We start from the raw sequence: 19,721 nt of genomic DNA, 5'->3' as shown, positions 1-19,721 counted from the left end.
ATGAAGATTGGTTTTATCGGAGTGGGAAGCATGGGCAGAGCGATCATTCCACTGCTCGTCCGCGCTGGCCATCACGTCTCGGCATGGAACCGCAGTCAGGCGGCGATCAAGGATCTCGAAGGCATCAGCGTTATCGAATCGCCGGCCTCGGCGTTCCAGCAAGAGGTGGTCATCACTCTTCTGGCCGATGATGCCGCTGTCAGGCAAGTACTGCTCGCCAGCGCTGTTCTGGAAACTGCAGACAAAGCTTGCGTGCATGTCGTGATGTCGACCTTGTCGCCTTCGCTGATGTTGGAGTTGCAGCGCGAACATGAAGCCGCCGGCATGCCATTGATCGCGGCGCCGGTCTTCGGCGTGCCCGCCGTGGCGGCCAAGGGCGAGTTGAATATCCTGGCGGCCGGATCGCAGGCTGCTGTCTCGACCGTCCAACCGCTGTTCGACCTGCTCGGGAAAAAACCTGGTATCTGGGCGACCAACCTGAACAGGCCTGTATAGCGAAAATCGCCGGCAACATGATGATCACCCAAGCCATCCAGTCGCTGGGCGAAGCCAGCGGACTCGTTCAACGCCACGGACTGAGCCCTTCGATTTTCATCAAGCTCATGACCCAGACCCTGTTCGCCTGCCCCAGTTATCAACGTTATGGGCAGAACATCGTCAGCAGCAATTTTGAACCGGGATTCAAACTGTCGCTTGGCCTCAAGGATATGAATCTGGCGATCGATGCGGGTCGTCTCAAAGGGCTGGAGTTGCCAGCGGCGGATGCCGTTCGATTGAAAATGAAGTCGGCGGTAGCCAGGGGGATGGCGACAAGGACTGGTCGGTTTTTGCTCAGCAGACGAATCATTGAGAAGCTCTTTCGAACACCTGTCACGAGGTCATTCATGGAAAACTCCGACATCGCGCGTCAACTCTCAACATTCAGGAAAACCATCGACAATATCGACGCCGCCCTCATCCACCTGCTCGCGGAACGGTTTCGCTGTACCGATGAGGTCGGATTGCTCAAGGCCCGATATCAGTTGCCTGCGGTAGACGAGGCCAGAGAGCAGCAGCAATACCAGCGTCTGGCAGCACTTGCTCAGGAGGCCGAGCTGGATACGGCCATCGTGCAGAGGCTGATGCAGTTGGTCATTGGCGAAGTGGTCGAGCGCCACAGGCAGATCGCCGCCAGGCATGCCACGGCACCCGCCAATAACCCTGACCCTCGGGCCTGACCCCGGCGCCACTTATCGAAGCAATCAGACAAACGAGCAGAACCGCATGAAATGGCCAACGATCGAGCAAATTCGCAGCTTCACCGATTTACCCTATGGCTACAGTTGGGATTACCTGAAACGTGAGGAGATCAATGTCGCGACAGATTTTTTCCGGACATGGTTTCCCTCCATTTCGGTGGGGTTGGCAAGCCCGTTTCTGGACCAGCAGTTCTACGCAGACAACGTGGTGCTCGAAGACGATCCGGATCGAGGCATATTCGCTACCGTCGTCCGCCAGAACGATGAGATTGTCGCTATCGCCACGTGGGAAAAAATTGACGGTGCTGACGTTATTTTCGGGCGGGTCGGCGCGGTAGCCAAACCGCACAGACAAGCCAGACTGGCCGTTGCGGCCCAGGACCTGGGAGAAAAAATCGGCACGTTCATGGGCGCGGGGCTGATCTATGGCATGGCAACAACCCGCACGCCGTATATGCAACAAGCACTGGAGCAAGCCGGTTACAAAGCGGTAGGGATAATGCCTGGCTTGGACCGGGAAGAAACAGCACCTGGAATCGTGCGCAGGGTTTACGAAGTCATCTACGTAAAACGGCTCGCACCACACGCCGACTTTCTCATTCCTGCCGGTCATAACCTTACCCCTACAGTCGCGCGACTTTACGCAGATATATTTCAAGGTGATGACGACACGAACTGACGAGCCAGCCTAGCAGCGAACCAACCATCGAAATGCTTCTGATCAGTAACGCTACCGGCTCGCGCCTTTTGCATCGATCGAGGCAGCCACATTAGGTAATGAGTTCAAAAAGACTCAGCAGCGGCTAAAAGCACGTGTGGGGTTGATTAATAGATGAGAAGTGAACTGAGTGGACGCGGCTCTGGCCCCTGAGTTAGCTTTCGTTACCGTTCTAACTTGGGGCTCCGCAATCATGACTGACCGTCAGATCATTGTTCCAGATGGCATGAGATTGATCTACGAGCGCGCGGGTTATGCACCAGCAGTAAAGGTAGGAAAAACTCTCTACTGCGCGGGTCAGGTAGGCAGGACGCCGGAATTATCCGTCATTGAAGAACCTGAGCAGCAGTTTTTAGCTGCATGGGACAATCTCCGGATCGTCTTGGAGGCAGGTGGCTGTAAATTTGAAGATGTCGTAGAAATGACAACTTACCACGTCGACATGCACCGTCACATGCCAATTTTCAGACGCGTAAAGGATAAAGTATTTCCGAGAAGCACTTGTGCATGGACCTGCATTGGTGTCAGTGAATTAGCTCGACCTGGCCTTCTCGTGGAGATCAAGTGCGTCGCAGTAGAGCGATAACCCTCTGACAAGAACCTGCATATCCAGGTCTTAAAATGGGTGACTACGCATGCGGTGGTAGATTCAAAATTACACTTGCCTGCTGCATCGGTAGGCGCGTGATAACACTTTACGCCGACGGCTAATACTGACTGGAAGCAGGCGCCAATCAATTCCGATGCGAGCAGAAAAATGCCTATCAGCGGATATCCTTAGCACTCGCTAAACGCAAATCCAAAGTCATCGCTTGACACTTGTGCCGCTTCGTTAAGTCGTTGGCGCAGCGCAGCCGTTAGCTGCCTCTCCACCACCCACGGATCCGACAGCGCGGCGAGTTGGCGCCAATTGCGGCGACAGGCTCATTAGCGAATGATTAAGCGATCGCGCCGTTTCAAAAGCGGCTTTCTGCACAAAGCTGATTTCCACCAGCTCCCCCTGCGCCTTGCGAAACTCCATCTCAGCCATCCGCGCCAAGTAGTGCTCGCGATGTGCACGCGCTTTCTGAAAGTCCGGGGACTGCCCTTGCGCGGGATCAACGGGCGGCGGCGCAGCCATGTTGGTCGGTTCGGATTGTGTAGCGACGTGGCCGTACACATTACGCTGAAGCCGCTCCTGTTGGTGGCGAGCAGCGACGGCAGCCTTGCTCGGGTCAGCGGTATCGCGGATCAATGCTTCGGTGGCCAGAACGTCGACCTGCTTGCCATTGGGGACAGGACCAGTCGACCGTTTTCCTTCAGCCAGGTGATGTAACTCGGTGAGCGGCCGATGTGTGCGGCGAAGGCGCTCTTGGATAGGTACGTGGCTGCGGTCATAAGCCCTCCTTTTCAGCGGCTTTTCAATGAATGCTTTCAAGATTTCAGTGGATTGAAATTTCAGTAAGCTGGTGGGCCTCCCACTAACAAGATCCCGCGGGTTTCCGACCCCGTGTCCTTTGGAAGTCCCCAGGGTCCCCGGCGGTTTTCCGCCCGGTACGGTCGGTCGAGCCAGCATGCGAGTGACATGTCCTGCCCCATCCCTTTGGAAAGACGGACATCCCGGCGAAGGTTTCAGCTAGAGAGATTCCGCGAGTTCGATAACTCGTGTAGGGGGCGGCCCTCGGGTAGGCCCCGTAAAAATCGGCGCCCTACCTGGCCTGTCCGGCTCATGCCTTCGGCTCGGCCTCGCTCAGGTCCAGCCGTTTGGCGACCCAGCGTTCGTACAAGCCGATGGCGACATCCGCGCCGGCCATCGCGGTCACCCTCCAGTTGCTCAGCGCTCAGGTCAACCTGACCGAAACCTTCAACCACATCTTGCGCACAGCGCCGAAGCGCGAGTGCCTAGCATTCCGTCTCAAGGCTGAACGCGGCACAGAGGAAAGCACTTTTGTCATCGAACTGGGCAGCGAACGCCACACGCTCACCCTGCCGAACGACAAGAAGATGCACCTCAAACTGGCCGACTTCATCGAAGAGATTGCCAACGGCCCGCTTGATACGAGCAACAAAGGCGATCTCGCGCATCGCCCGCATGCCGATCGCCAATATGGTCGCTTTGAAGTCCAAGACAAGCAGCGGGTATTTGAGCTGATCCGCACCGGCGGTGTGTTGAGCCTCGAGATGGGTTTCGACGCGCCCCTGCACGTCACTGTTCATCGGCCGCACACCCTTTCCTGCATCACCGCCAAGGCACTCAAATACGTTCACATACGGCACATGGCCTCGTTGATCGACATTTGCGCCTACAAGGCGGATGAGGACATGCAGCGGCAACATGATGGTCAACGTCATGCCCCCTGCACCGCCGACGGCTGCTACCACCAGCCTGCAACAATCCCAGGAGCGCTCCTCATGATGAGTTCAATACAAATCGGTGCGCTCGTGATCCTGATCGCGTTGGCCGCCCTCCTTATTTGGGGCGGTTACATCATGGGCCGCAGCGATGGTCTGGAGACAGGTCTGCGCGAGGGTGAAGACACCCAACGCGCCGCGAGCGCCACAACCATCCGCGAACTTCGGGCTTCCCTGCAATTCATCCGTGCCGATCACATGCGCCTGGCACGAACCTGCGAACGACTTGAAGCAGGTCCGCTTTTCGGCCCGGCCGAGCGACAGACGCTGATCAATATCGGCGAGCTGCTGCAAATCGCCGCCGAGACCTTCAGCGCCTTTCGTACCGGCAAGAAGCTCGAACGTGAGGCCCGGTCTCTGCGTGAACACGCGGTTGTAATGGCTGCACAGCTACAGCCAGGAATCGAAGGCAACACAGTCTCACAGCAAGTGGATTCGAAGCGCTCATTATTTACAAGCAAGGAGGCAGCATGAACATTCAGTTTCTTAGCCATGAACAGGTCTGCGAACTGACTGGAGCTAAAACCAAAGCAGGTCAGATTACTGTGCTGAAGCGCAATGGCATTCGTCACACCATCAAGCGTAATGGCTGGCCCTGCGTGATTGCCTCGGCGCTAACAGGAGTAGCTACAAGCGCGCCAGAAGCTCTGACCTGGCAACCTCGCTTGGTGGGATAAATGGGACGAAGACCAACAAAGCCGGGAAGCATTCCTCGCCTGCGCGAGCGAAAACGCGGCAGCACCATCTATTATCTTTATGACACTGGCGGGAAACCACGCAAGGAAATCCCGCTAGGTACCGATTACGGCCTAGCCATTTTAGAGTACGCAAAGCTCGAAAAAAGCCGAGTTTCTCAAGCATTGACGCAAACCGTTCTTACTTTTGCTTACGTGGCCGAGCTATATATGAACGAGGTGGTCCCCACAAAAGCCCATGCCACCCAGAAGGACAACGCCCGCGAACTGAAAAACCTCCTCCTGTTCTTCAACGACCCACCCGCCCCTCTAGAGGCTATCGAACCGAAACATGTCAGCCAGTACCTTCGTCATCGCGGTAAGACAGCCCCTATTCGTGCAAATCGGGAGAAAGCGTTACTCAGTTCCATCTGGAACTTTGCTCGCCAGAATGGCTATACATCACTGGCTAATCCTTGCTCAGGCGTGAAGGGCAATAAAGAAAGCGGTCGCGACATATATGTCGAAGATGACGTTCTCGCCAGAGCCTACCAGCATGCCGATCAACCATTGAGAGATGCTTTGGACCTTTTCTATCTAACAGGACAGAGGGTCGCAGACACACTAAAGATGGATGAGCGCGACATAAAAGACGGGAAGCTTTCCGTACAGCAAGGCAAGACCGGGGCTAAGCGAAGGATCGAGATTATTGGTGAACTCAAAATCGTGATCGATCGAATCATGGCGCGAAAGGCCGGACACAAAATCAGATCAACACGTCTGGTAGTTATCGACTCTGGGCAGCCGATGACGCCCAGTATGCTCAGGAAAAGGTTCGATGACGCCAGGGAAGCAGCCGGAATTCCAAAGGCAGAATTTCAGATGCGCGACTTGAGAGCTAAAGCAGCGACGGATAAGGAGGAGTCGACAGGCAGCATCCGAGAGGCTCGGGACCAGCTCGGGCACACAACAGTCGGTATGACTGAGCAGTACATCAGAATGCGTAAGGGGATGAAGGTCACCCCTACGAAGTGACTAACGGTCACGAATTGCGGAAAAGATTTTTTGATTGCGGAAAAAGAACAAAGGGCTTGCACGAGGTATGTCATGCAAGCCCTTGATATTCGTGGTGCCCGAAGCCGGAATCGAACCGGCACGCCCTTACGAGCGGGGGATTTTAAGTCCCATGCGTCTACCAGTTTCGCCATTCGGGCGGTAGCGCGGTGTTGCTTTGTTCAGCCTTGCGGTTGCGGTCCTGACAGGATGGCCGCTTGAAAAGCCGAGCGGGGAATATATACATCACGTCCCGGTGAAGCAAGTTTGGAGCGCGCGATTTGAAAACTAAATCTTACCTTGCTCAAAAAAAACAAAAAGCTATCTAAATCATGGAGCTATGTGACTTGCTTGACGTGGAGGCGAAGTCTATAGACAGATCGCAGCAACCGGAGCTGAAATTCAATAAAATCTGAAGGCTAACGCCTCCTTCGATAAGCGGGCCGAGGATTTTTCCTGTGCTGGCAATCATGACGAAGCAACCCGCCATTCGCCTGAGTGTCTACGCTAAACGTTGACGCCGGATTCAGCGACTGGACCTGACCAATCTGTACCTAGTCACCGCGACCCCGCGCAACAGGCGCTGACTTCCTCAACACGTCACCAGAGCCCAGCTCAGGGATGTACCAGCAATCAGGAGATTTGACCCTATGCAAATGAGTGACACCGTTCTCAAAGCGTCTCTGAGCCACGAGGAGCGCTCGGCGATCGCCGAGATCGAGGCGACGACGAATATTCTCCAGCTCGTCACCCGTTTGACCGGTACGCGCTTCGCCGGCATCGCAAAATTTACGGAAACCGAGTGGATCGTTTGTTCCGCCTACGATCCGATCGAACTGGGTATAAACGTCGGCGATACGTTGGAGCTGGAAACAACATTGTGCAGTGAGTTTCGCAGGGATCCTCAAGCCCTCTTCCTTCCACAAATCAGCCAGGACGGCAGACTCTCTTCCCGTCCTGTAGTGAAGCAATATGCGATTGAGAGCTACGCAGGCGCGCCCGTGTTTCTGCCAGATGGCAGACTTTGGGGTGCACTCTGTGCGTTGGATTCGAGGGCTACTGTATTCGACAATCCGGATCTCGCAGACACATTGACACTGTTCGCACGGCTCATCGGCTGTATCTTCTTCTCGAATCTGACGGTGGAAGGCGCCAGCCATATCAAGACCGGAACGTGCCTGACCGAGTGAGCCTATCTAAGGAGGAGTGCAACTCCCCTCTTTTTGAAGACAACAAAAAACCCCGTAGATCATTGATCTACGGGGTTTTTGATAGTGGAGGCCGAGGTCGGAATCGAACCGGCGTAGGTGGATTTGCAATCCACTGCATAACCATTTTGCTACTCGGCCTCAAAGTATTCGCTGTCAGTAGCGCAACAACAAACACTGTACAAATTGGAGCGGGAAACGAGACTCGAACTCGCGACCCCGACCTTGGCAAGGTCGTGCTCTACCAACTGAGCTATTCCCGCTTGGTGTGGCGCATTCTATAGAATTAAGAAGCCCCGTCAACCCCTTGATTCAAAAAAGTTTTATTTCTTTTCGACATCGGTCTTCAGGTGGGGCCAGGCGGCGCGAAGGTATTGAACCATCGACCACAGGGTCAGCCCTGCCGACACTATCAGCAGCGTATAACCGAGCACAACCCAGAAGCTGAACGCCTTTGGATGGGCCAGCAGAATCACCAGTGCGAGCATCTGCGCAGCGGTTTTCCATTTGCCCAGATTTGAAACTGCAACCTGTGCCCTGGCGCCGAGTTCGGCCATCCATTCGCGCAGCGCCGAAATAACGATCTCGCGACCGATGATGACCGCGGCTGGCAACGTCAGCCAGAGATTACCGTGTTCCTGCACCAGCAGGACCAGAGCAACAGCGACCATCAGTTTGTCGGCGACCGGATCGAGGAACGCACCGAACGGTGTGCTCTGCTCCAGTCGGCGCGCCAGGTAACCATCAAGCCAGTCGGTTGCGGCCGCGAAGGCGAACACCGAAGCGGAGGCCATGTAACTCCATTCGTAGGGCAGATAGAACAGCAAAATAAAGATCGGGATGAGCAGGACGCGTAGAACGGTAATCAGATTAGGGATATTCATCGGCACAACTGGCTACGAGGTGAAGGGGCATTCTACTCACTATGCAGGTTCGCATAAATCGACTCTGCGAGCTTTTTACTGATCCCCGGGGCTTTGGCGATCTCTTCGATGCTTGCACGAGACAGCTCCTGCAATCCACCAAAATGTTTCAACAGATCCCGACGACGAGTCGGCCCTACCCCTGCCACGCCTTCCAGCGTTGAGGTGCGGCGTGTCTTGCCGCGACGCGCGCGATGCCCCGTAATGGCGAAGCGGTGCGCCTCGTCGCGGATCTGCTGGATCAGGTGCAGGGCAGGTGAATCGCCACGCAAGGTGAACTCATGCGCTGCATCATTCAGATACAACGTTTCGAAACCCGCCTTGCGGGTGGCGCCCTTGGCGACGCCCAACAGGATCAGATCCGGTACGGCCAGTTCGTTGAGCACATCGCGGGCCATCGACAGTTGGCCTTTGCCACCGTCGACCAGCAGGATGTCGGGTAGCTTGCCCTCGCCGTCCTTGAGTTTGCTGAAACGGCGGGTCAGCGCCTGATGCATGGCCGCGTAATCGTCGCCGGCGGTGACGCCTTCGATGTTGTAGCGGCGGTAATCCGACTTGATCGCGCCTTCCGGGCCAAACACCACGCAGGACGCAACCGTAGCCTCACCACTGGAATGACTGATGTCATAGCATTCCAGGCGTTGCGGTGGCTCATCCAGATTCAGCACCTCGGCCAGCGCGTCGAATCGCGCAGCGGTGTGCTGACGGTTGGCCAGGCGCGCGCCCAACGCTTGCTCAGCGTTGGTCACGGCCAGTTGCTGCCAGCGTGCGCGGGTTCCGCGCACCCGGTGGCTGATGGCCAACTCGCGGCCGCGCAAGGTATGGATGCCTTCGATCAGCGCTGGAAAATCGTCGTGAACCACGTTGACGATCAGCTCGCTCGGCAAATCGCGTTCAGGGCTGCTGATGTAGTACTGGCCAAGGAACGCCGCCATGACTTCGGAGACGTCTTCCTCGATGCCGACCTGCGGGAAGAAATTCTTGCTGCCCAGCACTCGGCCGCCGCGCACGCTGATCAAGTGGACACAGGCGCCGCCAGGGTTGACGAATGCGGCAATGACATCGATATCGCCGGTTCCGCCTTCCATACTCTGCTGGTCCTGCACCCGACGCAGCAAGGCAATCTGGTCGCGTAATTCGGCGGCGCGTTCGAATTCAAGATTGATCGCCGCTTCTTCCATCGCGGTGGACAGCTCGTTGGTCAACGCATGACTGCGACCTTCAAGGAACATCACCGAGTGGCGCACGTCCTCGGCGTAAACGTCAGGCTCGACCAGACCCACACAAGGCGCCTTGCAGCGCTTGATCTGGTATTGCAGACAGGGCCGCGTACGGTTCTTGTAATAGCTGTCTTCGCACTGACGGACAAAAAAGGTTTTTTGCAGAATGCTCAGGCTTTCACGGATAGCGCCGGCACTTGGATACGGGCCGAAGTACTTGCCCTTGGCCTTTTTGGCGCCGCGGTGAATGCTCAGACGCGGAAATTGCCCGTCAGAGAGAAACACATACGGATAGGATTTATCGTCGCGCAGCAGGATGTTGTATGGCGGCCGCCACTCCTTGATCAGTGTCTGTTCAAGCAGCAGCGCTTCGGTTTCGTTGGCGGTGATGGTCGTCTCGACCTGAGCGATACGCCCGACCAGTGCGGCAGTCTTGGGTGCCAGCCCGGTTTTGCGAAAGTAGCTCGCCAGACGTTTCTTCAGGTTTTTCGCTTTGCCCACATACAGCAGGCGCGCCTCGCTGTCGAACATGCGGTAGACGCCGGGCCGACCGCTGACGGTCGACAGGAAAGCACTGGAATCGAATGTCTCGGTCATGGTCAGGCGCTGGCATCCACCATGCCGTGACGCACCGCGAGCAGTGTCAGCTCTACGTCGCTGCTGATCGAAAGCTTCTCGAAAATGCGGTAGCGGTAGGTGTTCACGGTTTTCGGCGACAGGCACAACTTGTCGGAAATGATCTGGACTTTCTGGCAGCCGACAATCATCAAGGCGATCTGGATTTCCCGTTCCGACAAGGCATCGAACGGCGAATCATTGGTTGGCTGGAATGATTTGATCGCCAACTGCTGAGCAATCTGCGGACTGATGTAACGCTGCCCGGCGAAAACCAGTCGAATGGCCTGAACCATCTCCGGCAGACCCGCGCCCTTGGTCAGGTAACCGGCGGCGCCGGCCTGCAGCAAACGCGTCGGGAAAGGGTCTTCCTCGCACACCGTAACGGCAACCACCTTGATGTCCGGGTGGCTGCGCAGCAGTTTTCGTGTGGCTTCGAGGCCGCCGATGCCGGGCATCTTGACGTCCATGAGCACTACGTCAGGCTTCAACTCACGGGCCTTGATCAGGGACTCTTCACCTGACTCGGCCTGACCCACCACCTGCAGGCCATCAATATCGGCCAGCATCCGTGTAATGCCTGTGCGAACGAGATCATGGTCGTCGACCACTAGCACCCTAATCAAGCAGACACCTCGCGATATGGTCTTATTGGGATGCCGGACACCTTAGCAAAAAGTGCCAGACAGACCTAGCGGAAAGCCGCATTTAAAAAGTTTCAATTCATCATTCAGGGCTTGCCGGCTGCGGGTTTCAGAGCACAGCTGTACTCAGATCGAGCTGCATCCGCAGGAAACACTCATCCCTGCCCACAATGCGAAGTCCTTTGCGCGCATAGAGTTTTTGGGCCGGGTTGTTATCGAACACCGTCAACCGCAGTGCCGGTCGCCTCGCCTGACGAGCCATTTCGACAACCTGACCAATGGCCCAGGAGCCGGCGCCCTGCCCTTGCCAGGCCTGTTCAATCTGTAATTCGCGTATGTACAGCGCCCGCGCATCCTGGCTCAGACTGAAAAAGCCGATCAGCGTTTCATCCTGAACGATCATCCAGTTATCACGGTACTGCCAGCCTGCGTCGAACGCTTCGTCCTGCCACAACAGATCGTGGTCAATGTAATAGCGCAGCATGTTCCGGCATGTCAGATCCCGCGAGAAAGCCAGGTCATCACCGGTGGCATGCCGAGTCCGGTAGCTCATTCTCCGCCTCCATTAACTGCAAAAAAGTTCATTTCACCCGCATCGCTTGCAACTCGATAGTCATATCGACCGGCAGGCAATAGCATTTTCCGATTGCTGACGCGCATCGGCGTCGAGTAAGCTCGGCGCATTCAATGGAGAAAACCATGTTCAACGCCCTTCCACAGATTCGCATCGCCAGCGCCCCGCGCTCGATTGCGCCTGTCCGGGTGAATGACGTATGTGCTCCAGTCAACTTTTATTTTGGGTATTGGTTTAGCCACTGGCGCGCCTGATACCCAAACGGCGCCCATCATAACGGGTCGCCTACCAGAGATTTCTCAACCCCCGGTCGGCCTCCCGACCGGGGGTTTTGTTTTTTCAGGCCCGACATTTTCCAGCACCACACCAGACACTTTGAGGATTACACCATGAACTACAGCACTTATTACCGCTACGACAGCTTCAGCGCCTGGCGATTTACCAGCCTCCGCTCGGGACAGCCTGCCGCCTCCGATCGGTCACCCACAGGTGGCAAACACACACGCCTAGCCAGTACGGCCATTTGTCGAACACCCCTGTAGGGCCGAGCGCGCGGGAAATGCCCGCCATCCGCCCAGGAAGACCGAATATGAATTCCTCCGTTTCCGCTTTGCCGCTGTCCGCCCTCGATTCTGCCAACGAAGCGCTGACCCTGCGTCTGCCGAGCTCGTTGCAGCTCAAACAGCAGTTCCCGCTCAGTCACTCCCTGCAACAACAGGTCAATGCCCACCGTCAGGCGGTGCGTGCCATCCTCAACGGTGAAGATCCACGCCTGCTGGTCATCGTGGGTCCCTGTTCTATTCACGACCCGCAATCGGCAATCGAATACGCCAGCAAGCTCGCTCGTCTGGCTGAGGATGTCAGCGGTGAAATGCTCTTGGTCATGCGCGCCTACGTTGAAAAGCCACGTACCACAATCGGCTGGAAAGGCCTGGCCTACGATCCGCATCTGGATGGCACTGACGACATGGCCGCCGGCCTGATACTTTCCCGCGAACTGATGCTGGAAATGATCCGGCTTGGACTACCGGTTGCCACCGAACTGCTCCAACCCATGGCTGCCAATTACTTCGATGACCTGCTGAGCTGGGTGGCCATTGGTGCCCGCACCACCGAATCGCAAATTCACCGAGAGATGGCAAGCGGCCTGAACATGCCGGTCGGCTTCAAAAACGGCACCGACGGCGGCGCCGCCGTTGCCGTCGACGCCATGCGCTCGGCAGCTCATCCGCATCGGCATTTCGGCGTGGACAGCCAAGGGCATCCGGCGATCGTGCAAACCGCTGGCAATGCGGACACCCACATGGTGCTGCGCGGCGGCCATCATGGGCCAAACTACGACGCAACCAGCGTCGCCAAAATCAGCGCCGAACTCAGCCGACTGAAGATCCCCAGTCGAATTATGGTCGATTGCAGCCACGCCAATAGCGGCAAGGATCCACTGCGTCAGCCAGCCGTGTTCAACGACGTGCTTGAACAACGCCTGCGCGGTAACCATTCGCTAATCGGCATGATGCTTGAATCACACCTGTTCGAAGGCTGCCAGCCGCTGAGCACTTCTTTGCGCTATGGCGTATCGATTACCGATGGCTGCCTCGGCTTCGGCGCAACCGAACAACTGCTGACCGACGCCGCACACCGTCTCGCACACACCAGGATGTGATCGCAAGTCGCCCTCCCGCTCCATGCAGAGCGTGGAGGGCTGACGTTCCCACGCTATGCCATTACGCTGATCCGTCTCACCGCAGATTGCTGACTGACGTCATCCAGGCGTTCTACGGTGTAAGCAATCTCGACCGTTGTCCCATGATGTTCCCGCCAGAAGCGGTGAGGGACAATGAAACTCAGCGGTTGCCCGGCCAGCTCCGAAGTGATTTCAAGATCATCGCGGTGACTGAAAAATTCGCCGTCAAGCTTGAGATAGACCAGCTCATCCTCCTGCACTTGCGCGTCCTCAATGAGAATGGAAACCCCGTCTACCGAATCCTTCACTGACAACACATTTTCAATCGCTTCAACGACATCCGGCGCAGCCAGCCGAGCACGCACCGCCGGCCCGATGAAAACTTTCGCTGGCTCCGACGTGCGAACCGTTCCACAGGGTTGTTCGACCCGGTAGGCGACGACGACCTCACCGCCGCGATGCGCTTCGATATAGCAGCCCGGCACCCAGAACGACAGATTTTGTGCAACGGCGTAGGCCTCCACGTTCAACGTGTCGGTAAAGATCTCGGGCGAGGTATCACCGTGCCAGGACAACATCACCCGGTCCCCCGGCGACATTCTCGCGTAGGGCTGCAACGTAACCAATGTGCCCTCGGTCACTCGCGACGGCTCCAGCGCTCCGTTTACCGAGCCTTCTATCTGCGGCGCCAACAGCTGCGCGCGGACATCTCCCACAGACACTTGCAGGCGAACAGACTCCACTGCGTTGGGTGCGGACGCACTTTGAAGTGTCCAGTAAACCTCGAGCGAACCACCATCCAGCGCAGCCACATGCATGCCCTTGATGACGAAGATGACTTCTCTGCCAACCTGAGCCTGGCTGACAAATCGAACCTTCTCGTACTGATAGCCGAAGCCTTCGATATCGAGCCCCTCCCAGCTCAACGTCAACTGATCACCACAATGCATGTTGGCATAAGGAGAAATGCGAACAACGGCCCTGGCCAACGAAGGCTCCAGAACGCTGCCCTCCAACCCATCAATCGTTGGCGCCATCAGAGGCTCAATAGACATTTTGGCAACTGCCGGCTGACGCATCCGCCAGCAAAACTCGACTTCATGGCTGTTCATTTTCGTCTCCACTCCCTGGAAAGCGTGCCGTTCCGAACGACGACACTGACATCTACATTGAGGACTTCTTTGGATGTTCTGGATGTCAGCCGAATACACCGCGACGACGGCGTAACCGCTACCAGCAAAGTAGGCAACTGAGGAGTTCGCGCAGTTATGACGACAAACGACCCGGCGAACTTCCGATACGGATTTCACAGGTCTCCGAAATTTCGTACACCTCGTAGTCCATTTTCAAACACGAAGTGAAGCTTCTTCGTACTTCTTCAACGGGATGAGTGTTTTAGAGTGGCCCGGTGATTTCCCGATGAACTTCTACGAAAAAGGTAAGAACATGCAACGGAATGCTACAACTCGTTATCCCATCCTGTTGGTCCACGGTCTGTTCGGGTTCGAGCGTATCGGTCATTTCGAGCTGTTCCATGACGTCAAGTCCGCGGTGAAAGCGGCCGGCTGTCGAGTGTTTGTTCCACACCTTTGCGCCACTCACGACAACGAAATGAGGGGTGAGCAATTGCTGTCACAGATTGCCTGCGTGCTGCGAGGCACAGGCGCCAGGAAAGTCAACCTTATAGGACACAGTCAGGGCGCCTTGGCTGCACGCTATGCTGCAGCGCTTGCACCAGACCTCGTCGCTTCAGTTACCTCCGTCAGCGGCCCGAATCATGGTTCGGAGCTCGCCGACTTTCTGCGCAAGGCGCTGGTCCCCGGCAAGCTGCCGGAAGTGGTTGCGCAGAATGTTGCGACGCAATTTGCCGATCTTCTGTGCTTGCTCAGCGGCAGCGTGGCGTTACCGCAGAATGCGCTGGCCGCACTCAATGCGCTGACTACCGTTGGCGTTGGTCAATTCAATGACAAATTCCCACAGGGTCTGCCGCAAACCTGGGGAGGCCACGGTGCCGAGCAAGTCAACGGCGTGCGTTATTACTCGTGGAGTGGAGTTGTTCCGCAATCGACGCAGCCAGCACTGGATCCGGTCCAGGGCATATGCCGGGTCCTGTCGCAATACTTCACCACCGAACCCCAGCAAAATGACGGTTTTGTCGGACGCTTCAGCGCTCACCTCGGCCATGTGATCCGCTCCGATTATCCGATGGATCACTTGGCCAGTCTGCGAAAAACTGCGGGCACGAAGATCTCTTCACCCGATCCGATCGAACTGTACGTCGAGCATGCCCGGCGCCTGCGTGCGGCGGATCTTTGAATAGAGTCAGGGACGCAGAATGGAACTTTGCCGAGAATTCGCCCACTGATTCCGGTAGGCTCCACCTTTTATTGAAACAGTTCGGAGAATTTCCCATGGCTAAAGCCACTGCCCGCCACATCCTGGTTTCCAGCGAAGACAAGTGCAACGAACTCAAGGCCCAGATCGAAGGCGGCGCCGATTTCGCTGAAGTCGCCAAAGCCAACTCCAGCTGCCCGTCCAGCCGTCAGGGCGGTGATCTGGGTTCGTTCGGTCCAGGCCAGATGGTCAAGGAGTTCGACACCGTGGTGTTCAGCGCGCCGATCAACGTCGTGCAAGGCCCGGTGAAAACCCAGTTCGGTTATCACCTGCTGGAAGTCACCAGCCGTCAGGACTGATTCGTCGTCCGATTGCTACAACGGCCCGCCTTCTGGTGGGCCGTTGTGTTTCAGTTACATATACGGCTGGCGAGTGGCGCGCGGCTCGCGTACAACTTGCGCTTATCGATTTTCCGTTCCAAGGCTGACGATGCGACTGGTTTTTCCCACACTGATGCTCACCGCCCTCGCCCTTCTCACGGGTGCCGCCGGTGTAGTCGCTGCGCCGCAACACGCACTGACCGTCTACGGCGAACCGGCGAAGTACCCCGCCGGCTTCAGCCATTTCGACTACACCAATCCGCAAGCGCCGAAGGGCGGGACAATGCGTCGCTCGGCGATCGAAATCGGACACTTCGACCATTTGCTGCCTTATATAGACAAAGGCATCGGTGTAACACAGATCGACGGGCTCCTTTACTCTCCACTGGCGCAGCGCTCACTGGACGAGCCATACACCGTCTATGGTCTGGTCGCACAACAGATGGAGCGCTCGGTCGACGGTCTTTCGCTGCGTTTCTTCATCAATCCGAAGGCGCGCTTTGCCGATGGCAAACCGATCACCGCTGAAGACGTGCGCTACACCTACAATCTCTTGATGACCCAGGGCAGCCTGCGCTATCGCACCCAGTTCGCCGACGTCAAAGGCGTTGAAATCGAAGGCCCACTGACCGTGCGCTTCGACTTCAAAAGCAACGAAAACCGCACCTTGCCGCTGGATATCGCGACCCTGCCGGTGTTTCCCGAACACTGGTGGAAGACTCGCGATTTCGCCGGCGGCGGTGGTTATGAACCGCCGCTGGGCAGCGGGCCGTATCGGGTCGGCAAGGTCGACTCCGGGCGCAGCATCACCTTCGAACGCAATGGCGACTGGTGGGGCAAGGACCTGCCGGTCAGTCGCGGCCTGTACAACTTCGACCATTTCAGTATCGAGTATTTCGGCGACACCGATGTCGCTCGTCAGGTCCTGCGCGGCGGTGCCTATGACTACAACCGCGAGTTTTCCGCGACCGGCTATTCGATCGGCTACGACAGCCCGGCCCTTAGCGATGGCCGCTTGCAGAAAGCCCACCTCGCCACTGAAGCGCCGCAATCCGCCCAGGGCTTCGTGTTCAATCTGCAAAAGCCGATGTTCCAGGACCGTCGCGTGCGCCAGGCACTGGCGATGCTTTGGGATTTCGAGTGGAGCAACCGGCAGATGATGCGCAACGTGTATATCCGCCAGCAGAGCTACTTCTCTAATACCGACCTCGCCGCTAGACAGTTGCCCGACGCACAGGAACTGAAAATCCTCGAACCGCTGCGCGATCAGATTCCTGAGGAAGTGTTCACTCAAGTCTTCGAAGCGCCGAAGACCGATGGCAGCGGGATCATCCGTGACAAGCAATTGCAAGCGCTCGATTTGCTCGAGCAGGCCGGCTGGAAACCGGACGGCGATCAACTCGTCAACAACGCCGGTGAGCCATTGAGCTTCACCTTTCTGGTCAGCCAGAACGGCATGGACCGCCTCCTGCTGCCATACAAGCGCACGCTGAAGCAGATCGGCATTGAGCTCAACATCCGCCGCATCGACTCTTCGCAGTATGTAAATCGCCTGATGAGCCGCGATTACGACATGATCGTCACCGGCTACCCCGTCACGACGTCTCCGGGCGGCGAGCTGCTCAACTACTTCGGCTCGGCAGCGGCCAACGATCCGGGCGCGAACAATTACATGGTGCTGAAAAACCCGGCGGTCGACACGTTGATCAACGGCCTGATCCGCGCCTCGACTCAATCGGACATGTTGCATTACGCCCATGCACTGGACCGAGTGCTGCAATGGAACTACTACTGGATTCCCAATTACTACCCGCCGGGCACTTCGACCGTCTGGTGGAACCGCTTCGGCATTCCCACGGTCCAGGCGAGCAATGACGAAGCCATCGAGAGCTGGTGGGAAATCAGCCGGACGCCGTTGACCAACCAACAAATGACCGCTGAGAAAATCAGTCGCAGCAGACCCGGAGGGCCGCACTGATGTGGGGTTACATACTGCGGCGCCTGCTGCTGATCATTCCGACGCTGGTGATCATCCTGCTGGTCAATTTCGTGATCATTCAGGCCGCGCCCGGCGGACCGGTGGAACAAGCCATCGCCCATCTGCAAGGCATCGGCGGCGCCAGCGTCGGCGGCGGAGCCAGCGAGACATCGAGCAACGCTTCGCGCGCCAGCCGTGGCCTCGACCCGCAACTGATCAAGGACATCGAAAAACAGTACGGCTTCGACAAGCCCGCCCACGAACGCCTGTGGCTGATGCTGAAGAATTACGCGCAACTGGACTTCGGCAAAAGCTTCTTTCGCGGCGCGACCGTCACCGACCTGATTCTGGAGAAGATGCCGGTGACCATTTCCCTCGGGCTGTGGGCGACGCTGATCACCTATCTGGTGTCGATCCCGCTGGGCATCCGCAAGGCCGTGCACCATGGCAGCCATTTCGATATCTGGAGCAGCACGGCGATCATCATTGGCTATGCAATGCCAGCGTTTCTGTTTGCGATGTTCCTGATCGTGGTATTTGCCGGCGGCACTTCGCTGAACTGGTTTCCGGTGCGCGGACTGGTCTCGGACAACTTCGAATCGCTGTCGACGCTGGGCAAGATCGCCGACTATTTCTGGCATCTGGTGCTGCCGGTCACCGCACTCGTGATTGGCGGATTCGCCACCCTGACCATCCTGACGAAAAACTCGTTCCTCAATGAAATCACCCGACAGTACGTCGTCACGGCCCGGGCCAAAGGTTTGAGCGAACGCCGCGTACTGTACGGACATGTTTTTCGTAACGCGATGCTGCTGGTGGTCTCAGGCATACCTCAGGCGTTCATCAGCGTGTTCTTCGCCGGCTCGCTGCTGATCGAAGTGATTTTTTCCCTCGATGGCCTTGGGCGCATGAGTTACGAAGCGGCGGTTTCGCGGGACTATCCGGTGGTATTCGGCTCGCTGTTCATCTTCACCCTGTTTGGCCTGCTGATAAAACTGATCGGCGACCTCTGCTATACCCTGGTCGACCCGCGTATCGACTTCGCTGCGAGGAATGCCTGATGTTCAAGCTCTCGCCTCTGGGACGCCGACGTTTCGAACGTTTCAAGAAAAACCGACGTGGCTGGTGGTCGCTGTGGTTGTTCATCGGCCTGTTCCTGCTGACACTGGGTGGTGAATTGATCGCCAACGACAAGCCGTTGGTAGTCAGTTATCAGGGCCAGTGGTATTTCCCGGTCTTCAAGCGCCACACCGAACAGGAGTTCGGCGGGCAACTGCCCTTCCAGGCTGATTACCGCAGCGAATATGTGCAGAACCTGATCCACAAGGACGGCGGCTGGTTATTGTTCCCGCTGATTCCGTTCAGCGATGACACGCCCAACTATGACCTGAACAAACCGGCGCCGAGCCCACCAACATCGGTCAACTGGCTGGGCACCGACGATCAGGCGCGTGATGTGCTGGCCCGCGTCATCTTTGGCGCTCGAGTATCGATACTGTTTGCCTTGATGCTCACGTTTGTCAGCGCGCTGATCGGTATCGCCGCCGGCGCGTTGCAGGGCTATTACGGTGGCTGGGTCGATCTGCTGGGGCAGCGGGTACTGGAAGTCTGGTCGGGACTGCCGGTGCTTTACCTGCTGATCATCCTCTCCGGTTTCGTCGAGCCGAATTTCTGGTGGTTACTGGGGATCATGGCGCTCTTTTCCTGGCTCGCACTGGTCGATGTGGTGCGTGCCGAGTTCTTGCGCGGGCGCAATCTGGAATACGTCAAAGCCGCACGCGCCTTGGGCCTGACTGACCGCAAGGTGATTTTCCGGCACATCCTGCCCAACGCGATGAACGCGACACTTAGCTATTTGCCGTTCATTTTGACCGGGGCGATTTCGACGTTGACCGCGCTGGATTTTCTTGGCTTCGGCATGCCGGCCGGCAGTGCCTCGCTGGGCGAACTGATCGGTCAGGGCAAGCAGAACCTGCAAGCGCCGTGGCTCGGGTTGACCGCGTTCTTTACCCTGGCGCTGATCCTTTCCTTGCTGGTATTCATCGGCGAAGCGTTACGTGACGCTTTTGACCCTCGATCCTGAAGCG

Annotated in this window: 18 protein-coding genes, 3 tRNA genes and 3 pseudogenes; 14 read left to right on the top strand and 10 right to left on the bottom strand. The window is 57.1% G+C overall.

Annotated elements, in window-relative coordinates; genetic code table 11:
• Positions 1 to 30: 30 nt before the first annotated feature.
• The 4 genes from ACZZZ4_RS21575 to ACZZZ4_RS21560 all read left to right on the top strand — a co-directional run bounded on the left by ACZZZ4_RS21575 (position 31) and on the right by ACZZZ4_RS21560 (position 2,542).
• Positions 31 to 495, top strand: a complete 465-nt coding sequence (locus ACZZZ4_RS21575; protein ID WP_463548718.1) for an NAD(P)-binding domain-containing protein — start codon at positions 31 to 33, stop codon at positions 493 to 495.
• Between the two features lie 20 nt (positions 496 to 515).
• Complete coding sequence (locus ACZZZ4_RS21570; RefSeq protein WP_463548717.1) at positions 516 to 1,217, top strand: chorismate mutase; 702 nt, start codon at positions 516 to 518, stop codon at positions 1,215 to 1,217.
• Positions 1,218 to 1,263: 46 nt separating this feature from the next.
• Positions 1,264 to 1,917 carry a hypothetical protein gene (locus tag ACZZZ4_RS21565; RefSeq protein ID WP_110599395.1) on the top strand — a complete coding sequence of 218 codons (654 nt, stop codon included), beginning with the start codon at positions 1,264 to 1,266 and terminating at the stop codon, positions 1,915 to 1,917.
• Between the two features lie 232 nt (positions 1,918 to 2,149).
• Positions 2,150 to 2,542, top strand: a complete 393-nt coding sequence (locus tag ACZZZ4_RS21560) for a RidA family protein (RefSeq protein ID WP_009049394.1) — start codon at positions 2,150 to 2,152, stop codon at positions 2,540 to 2,542.
• Positions 2,543 to 2,733: 191 nt separating this feature from the next.
• Here the strand turns inward: ACZZZ4_RS21560 and ACZZZ4_RS21555 are convergent.
• Together ACZZZ4_RS21555 and ACZZZ4_RS21550 are read right to left on the bottom strand one after the other, a co-directional pair.
• A pseudogene (locus tag ACZZZ4_RS21555) lies at positions 2,734 to 3,333 on the bottom strand (terminase small subunit).
• 329 nt (positions 3,334 to 3,662) lie between these two features.
• Positions 3,663 to 3,758 (bottom strand): annotated as a pseudogene (locus ACZZZ4_RS21550) (phage holin family protein); the annotation flags it as partial.
• Between ACZZZ4_RS21550 and ACZZZ4_RS21545 the strand changes: the two are divergent.
• The 3 genes and pseudogenes from ACZZZ4_RS21545 to ACZZZ4_RS21535 form a co-directional block, all read left to right on the top strand.
• Positions 3,727 to 4,182: pseudogene (locus tag ACZZZ4_RS21545) on the top strand (hypothetical protein); the annotation flags it as partial. The pseudogenes ACZZZ4_RS21550 and ACZZZ4_RS21545 overlap by 32 nt on opposite strands.
• A gap of 635 nt (positions 4,183 to 4,817) precedes the next feature.
• Entirely contained in the window at positions 4,818 to 5,024 is a 207-nt protein-coding gene (locus tag ACZZZ4_RS21540; RefSeq protein WP_463548716.1) for a DUF4224 domain-containing protein, read from the top strand.
• Positions 5,025 to 6,056 carry a site-specific integrase gene (locus tag ACZZZ4_RS21535; RefSeq protein WP_463548715.1) on the top strand — a complete coding sequence of 344 codons (1,032 nt, stop codon included), beginning with the start codon at positions 5,025 to 5,027 and terminating at the stop codon, positions 6,054 to 6,056.
• A 92-nt stretch (positions 6,057 to 6,148) separates the two neighbouring features.
• On the opposite strand, the gene ACZZZ4_RS21530 is transcribed toward ACZZZ4_RS21535, so the two are convergent.
• Positions 6,149 to 6,235: transfer RNA gene (locus ACZZZ4_RS21530), tRNA-Leu, on the bottom strand.
• Positions 6,236 to 6,730: 495 nt separating this feature from the next.
• Between ACZZZ4_RS21530 and ACZZZ4_RS21525 the strand changes: the two genes are divergently transcribed.
• A complete protein-coding gene (locus ACZZZ4_RS21525; RefSeq protein WP_463549301.1) occupies positions 6,731 to 7,264 on the top strand; it encodes a GAF domain-containing protein in 534 nt (177 codons plus the stop codon).
• Between the two features lie 85 nt (positions 7,265 to 7,349).
• Here ACZZZ4_RS21525 and ACZZZ4_RS21520 read toward each other — a convergent pair.
• From ACZZZ4_RS21520 to ACZZZ4_RS21495, 6 genes are all read right to left on the bottom strand, one after another.
• Positions 7,350 to 7,423 (bottom strand) — tRNA-Cys (locus ACZZZ4_RS21520).
• Between the two features lie 46 nt (positions 7,424 to 7,469).
• Positions 7,470 to 7,545: transfer RNA gene (locus ACZZZ4_RS21515), tRNA-Gly, on the bottom strand.
• A 60-nt stretch (positions 7,546 to 7,605) separates the two neighbouring features.
• Positions 7,606 to 8,166 carry a CDP-diacylglycerol--glycerol-3-phosphate 3-phosphatidyltransferase gene (pgsA, locus tag ACZZZ4_RS21510; protein WP_016774513.1) on the bottom strand — a complete coding sequence of 187 codons (561 nt, stop codon included), beginning with the start codon at positions 8,164 to 8,166 and terminating at the stop codon, positions 7,606 to 7,608.
• Between the two features lie 32 nt (positions 8,167 to 8,198).
• The gene (gene uvrC / locus ACZZZ4_RS21505) at positions 8,199 to 10,022 is read right to left on the bottom strand and encodes an excinuclease ABC subunit UvrC (RefSeq protein WP_122750776.1); all 1,824 of its coding nucleotides are present in this window, start codon (positions 10,020 to 10,022) and stop codon (positions 8,199 to 8,201) included.
• Between the two features lie 2 nt (positions 10,023 to 10,024).
• On the bottom strand, positions 10,025 to 10,666 hold the full coding sequence (gacA, locus tag ACZZZ4_RS21500) for a response regulator transcription factor GacA (protein ID WP_024012761.1): 642 nt from the start codon (positions 10,664 to 10,666) through the stop codon (positions 10,025 to 10,027).
• 127 nt (positions 10,667 to 10,793) lie between these two features.
• Positions 10,794 to 11,237, bottom strand: a complete 444-nt coding sequence (locus tag ACZZZ4_RS21495) for a GNAT family N-acetyltransferase (protein WP_039758560.1) — start codon at positions 11,235 to 11,237, stop codon at positions 10,794 to 10,796.
• 610 nt (positions 11,238 to 11,847) lie between these two features.
• On the opposite strand from ACZZZ4_RS21495, the gene ACZZZ4_RS21490 reads away from it, so the two are divergent.
• Complete coding sequence (locus ACZZZ4_RS21490) at positions 11,848 to 12,921, top strand: 3-deoxy-7-phosphoheptulonate synthase (RefSeq protein WP_463548714.1); 1,074 nt, start codon at positions 11,848 to 11,850, stop codon at positions 12,919 to 12,921.
• A gap of 53 nt (positions 12,922 to 12,974) precedes the next feature.
• Here ACZZZ4_RS21490 and ACZZZ4_RS21485 read toward each other — a convergent pair whose 3' ends face one another.
• Positions 12,975 to 14,054 (bottom strand): hypothetical protein, encoded by a 1,080-nt coding sequence (locus tag ACZZZ4_RS21485; protein WP_463548713.1) that lies wholly within the window; start codon positions 14,052 to 14,054, stop codon positions 12,975 to 12,977.
• Positions 14,055 to 14,388: 334 nt separating this feature from the next.
• Here ACZZZ4_RS21485 and ACZZZ4_RS21480 point away from each other — a divergent pair, with 334 nt between their 5' ends.
• The 5 genes from ACZZZ4_RS21480 to ACZZZ4_RS21460 all read left to right on the top strand — a co-directional run bounded on the left by ACZZZ4_RS21480 (position 14,389) and on the right by ACZZZ4_RS21460 (position 19,717).
• A complete protein-coding gene (locus ACZZZ4_RS21480) occupies positions 14,389 to 15,258 on the top strand; it encodes an esterase/lipase family protein (protein WP_039758976.1) in 870 nt (289 codons plus the stop codon).
• Between the two features lie 95 nt (positions 15,259 to 15,353).
• The gene (locus ACZZZ4_RS21475; RefSeq protein WP_039758565.1) at positions 15,354 to 15,635 is read left to right on the top strand and encodes a peptidylprolyl isomerase; all 282 of its coding nucleotides are present in this window, start codon (positions 15,354 to 15,356) and stop codon (positions 15,633 to 15,635) included.
• Positions 15,636 to 15,765: 130 nt separating this feature from the next.
• Complete coding sequence (locus ACZZZ4_RS21470; protein WP_463548712.1) at positions 15,766 to 17,634, top strand: extracellular solute-binding protein; 1,869 nt, start codon at positions 15,766 to 15,768, stop codon at positions 17,632 to 17,634.
• Positions 17,634 to 18,695 carry a microcin C ABC transporter permease YejB gene (locus ACZZZ4_RS21465; RefSeq protein WP_039758569.1) on the top strand — a complete coding sequence of 354 codons (1,062 nt, stop codon included), beginning with the start codon at positions 17,634 to 17,636 and terminating at the stop codon, positions 18,693 to 18,695. Before ACZZZ4_RS21470 ends, ACZZZ4_RS21465 begins: the two co-directional genes overlap by 1 nt.
• Positions 18,695 to 19,717: an ABC transporter permease gene (locus tag ACZZZ4_RS21460; protein WP_039758571.1), complete on the top strand. Its 1,023-nt coding sequence runs from the start codon at positions 18,695 to 18,697 to the stop codon at positions 19,715 to 19,717. Before ACZZZ4_RS21465 ends, ACZZZ4_RS21460 begins: the two co-directional genes overlap by 1 nt.
• The last annotated feature ends 4 nt before the right edge of the window (positions 19,718 to 19,721 follow it).

This window comes from Pseudomonas sp. AC252 (genome assembly GCF_979258105.1).
The sequence above is the reverse complement of the archived record's forward strand: the minus strand, read 5'-3'. Positions and strand labels throughout refer to the sequence as shown.

What these genes read in the sequence shown, in the direction of transcription:
- ACZZZ4_RS21460 (WP_039758571.1), top strand. Translation starts at nt 18,695, where the DNA reads ATGTTCAAGCTCTCGCCTCTGGGACGCCGACGTTTCGAACGTTTCAAG.
- ACZZZ4_RS21560 (WP_009049394.1), top strand. Translation starts at nt 2,150, where the DNA reads ATGACTGACCGTCAGATCATTGTTCCAGATGGCATGAGATTGATCTAC.
- ACZZZ4_RS21490 (WP_463548714.1), top strand. Translation starts at nt 11,848, where the DNA reads ATGAATTCCTCCGTTTCCGCTTTGCCGCTGTCCGCCCTCGATTCTGCC.
- pgsA (WP_016774513.1), bottom strand. Translation starts at nt 8,166, where the DNA reads ATGAATATCCCTAATCTGATTACCGTTCTACGCGTCCTGCTCATCCCG.
- ACZZZ4_RS21485 (WP_463548713.1), bottom strand. Translation starts at nt 14,054, where the DNA reads ATGAACAGCCATGAAGTCGAGTTTTGCTGGCGGATGCGTCAGCCGGCA.
- ACZZZ4_RS21565 (WP_110599395.1), top strand. Translation starts at nt 1,264, where the DNA reads ATGAAATGGCCAACGATCGAGCAAATTCGCAGCTTCACCGATTTACCC.
- ACZZZ4_RS21470 (WP_463548712.1), top strand. Translation starts at nt 15,766, where the DNA reads ATGCGACTGGTTTTTCCCACACTGATGCTCACCGCCCTCGCCCTTCTC.
- ACZZZ4_RS21475 (WP_039758565.1), top strand. Translation starts at nt 15,354, where the DNA reads ATGGCTAAAGCCACTGCCCGCCACATCCTGGTTTCCAGCGAAGACAAG.
- ACZZZ4_RS21575 (WP_463548718.1), top strand. Translation starts at nt 31, where the DNA reads ATGGGCAGAGCGATCATTCCACTGCTCGTCCGCGCTGGCCATCACGTC.
- ACZZZ4_RS21495 (WP_039758560.1), bottom strand. Translation starts at nt 11,237, where the DNA reads ATGAGCTACCGGACTCGGCATGCCACCGGTGATGACCTGGCTTTCTCG.
- uvrC (WP_122750776.1), bottom strand. Translation starts at nt 10,022, where the DNA reads ATGACCGAGACATTCGATTCCAGTGCTTTCCTGTCGACCGTCAGCGGT.
- ACZZZ4_RS21540 (WP_463548716.1), top strand. Translation starts at nt 4,818, where the DNA reads ATGAACATTCAGTTTCTTAGCCATGAACAGGTCTGCGAACTGACTGGA.
- ACZZZ4_RS21465 (WP_039758569.1), top strand. Translation starts at nt 17,634, where the DNA reads ATGTGGGGTTACATACTGCGGCGCCTGCTGCTGATCATTCCGACGCTG.
- ACZZZ4_RS21525 (WP_463549301.1), top strand. Translation starts at nt 6,731, where the DNA reads ATGAGTGACACCGTTCTCAAAGCGTCTCTGAGCCACGAGGAGCGCTCG.
- ACZZZ4_RS21570 (WP_463548717.1), top strand. Translation starts at nt 516, where the DNA reads ATGATCACCCAAGCCATCCAGTCGCTGGGCGAAGCCAGCGGACTCGTT.
- ACZZZ4_RS21535 (WP_463548715.1), top strand. Translation starts at nt 5,025, where the DNA reads ATGGGACGAAGACCAACAAAGCCGGGAAGCATTCCTCGCCTGCGCGAG.
- ACZZZ4_RS21480 (WP_039758976.1), top strand. Translation starts at nt 14,389, where the DNA reads ATGCAACGGAATGCTACAACTCGTTATCCCATCCTGTTGGTCCACGGT.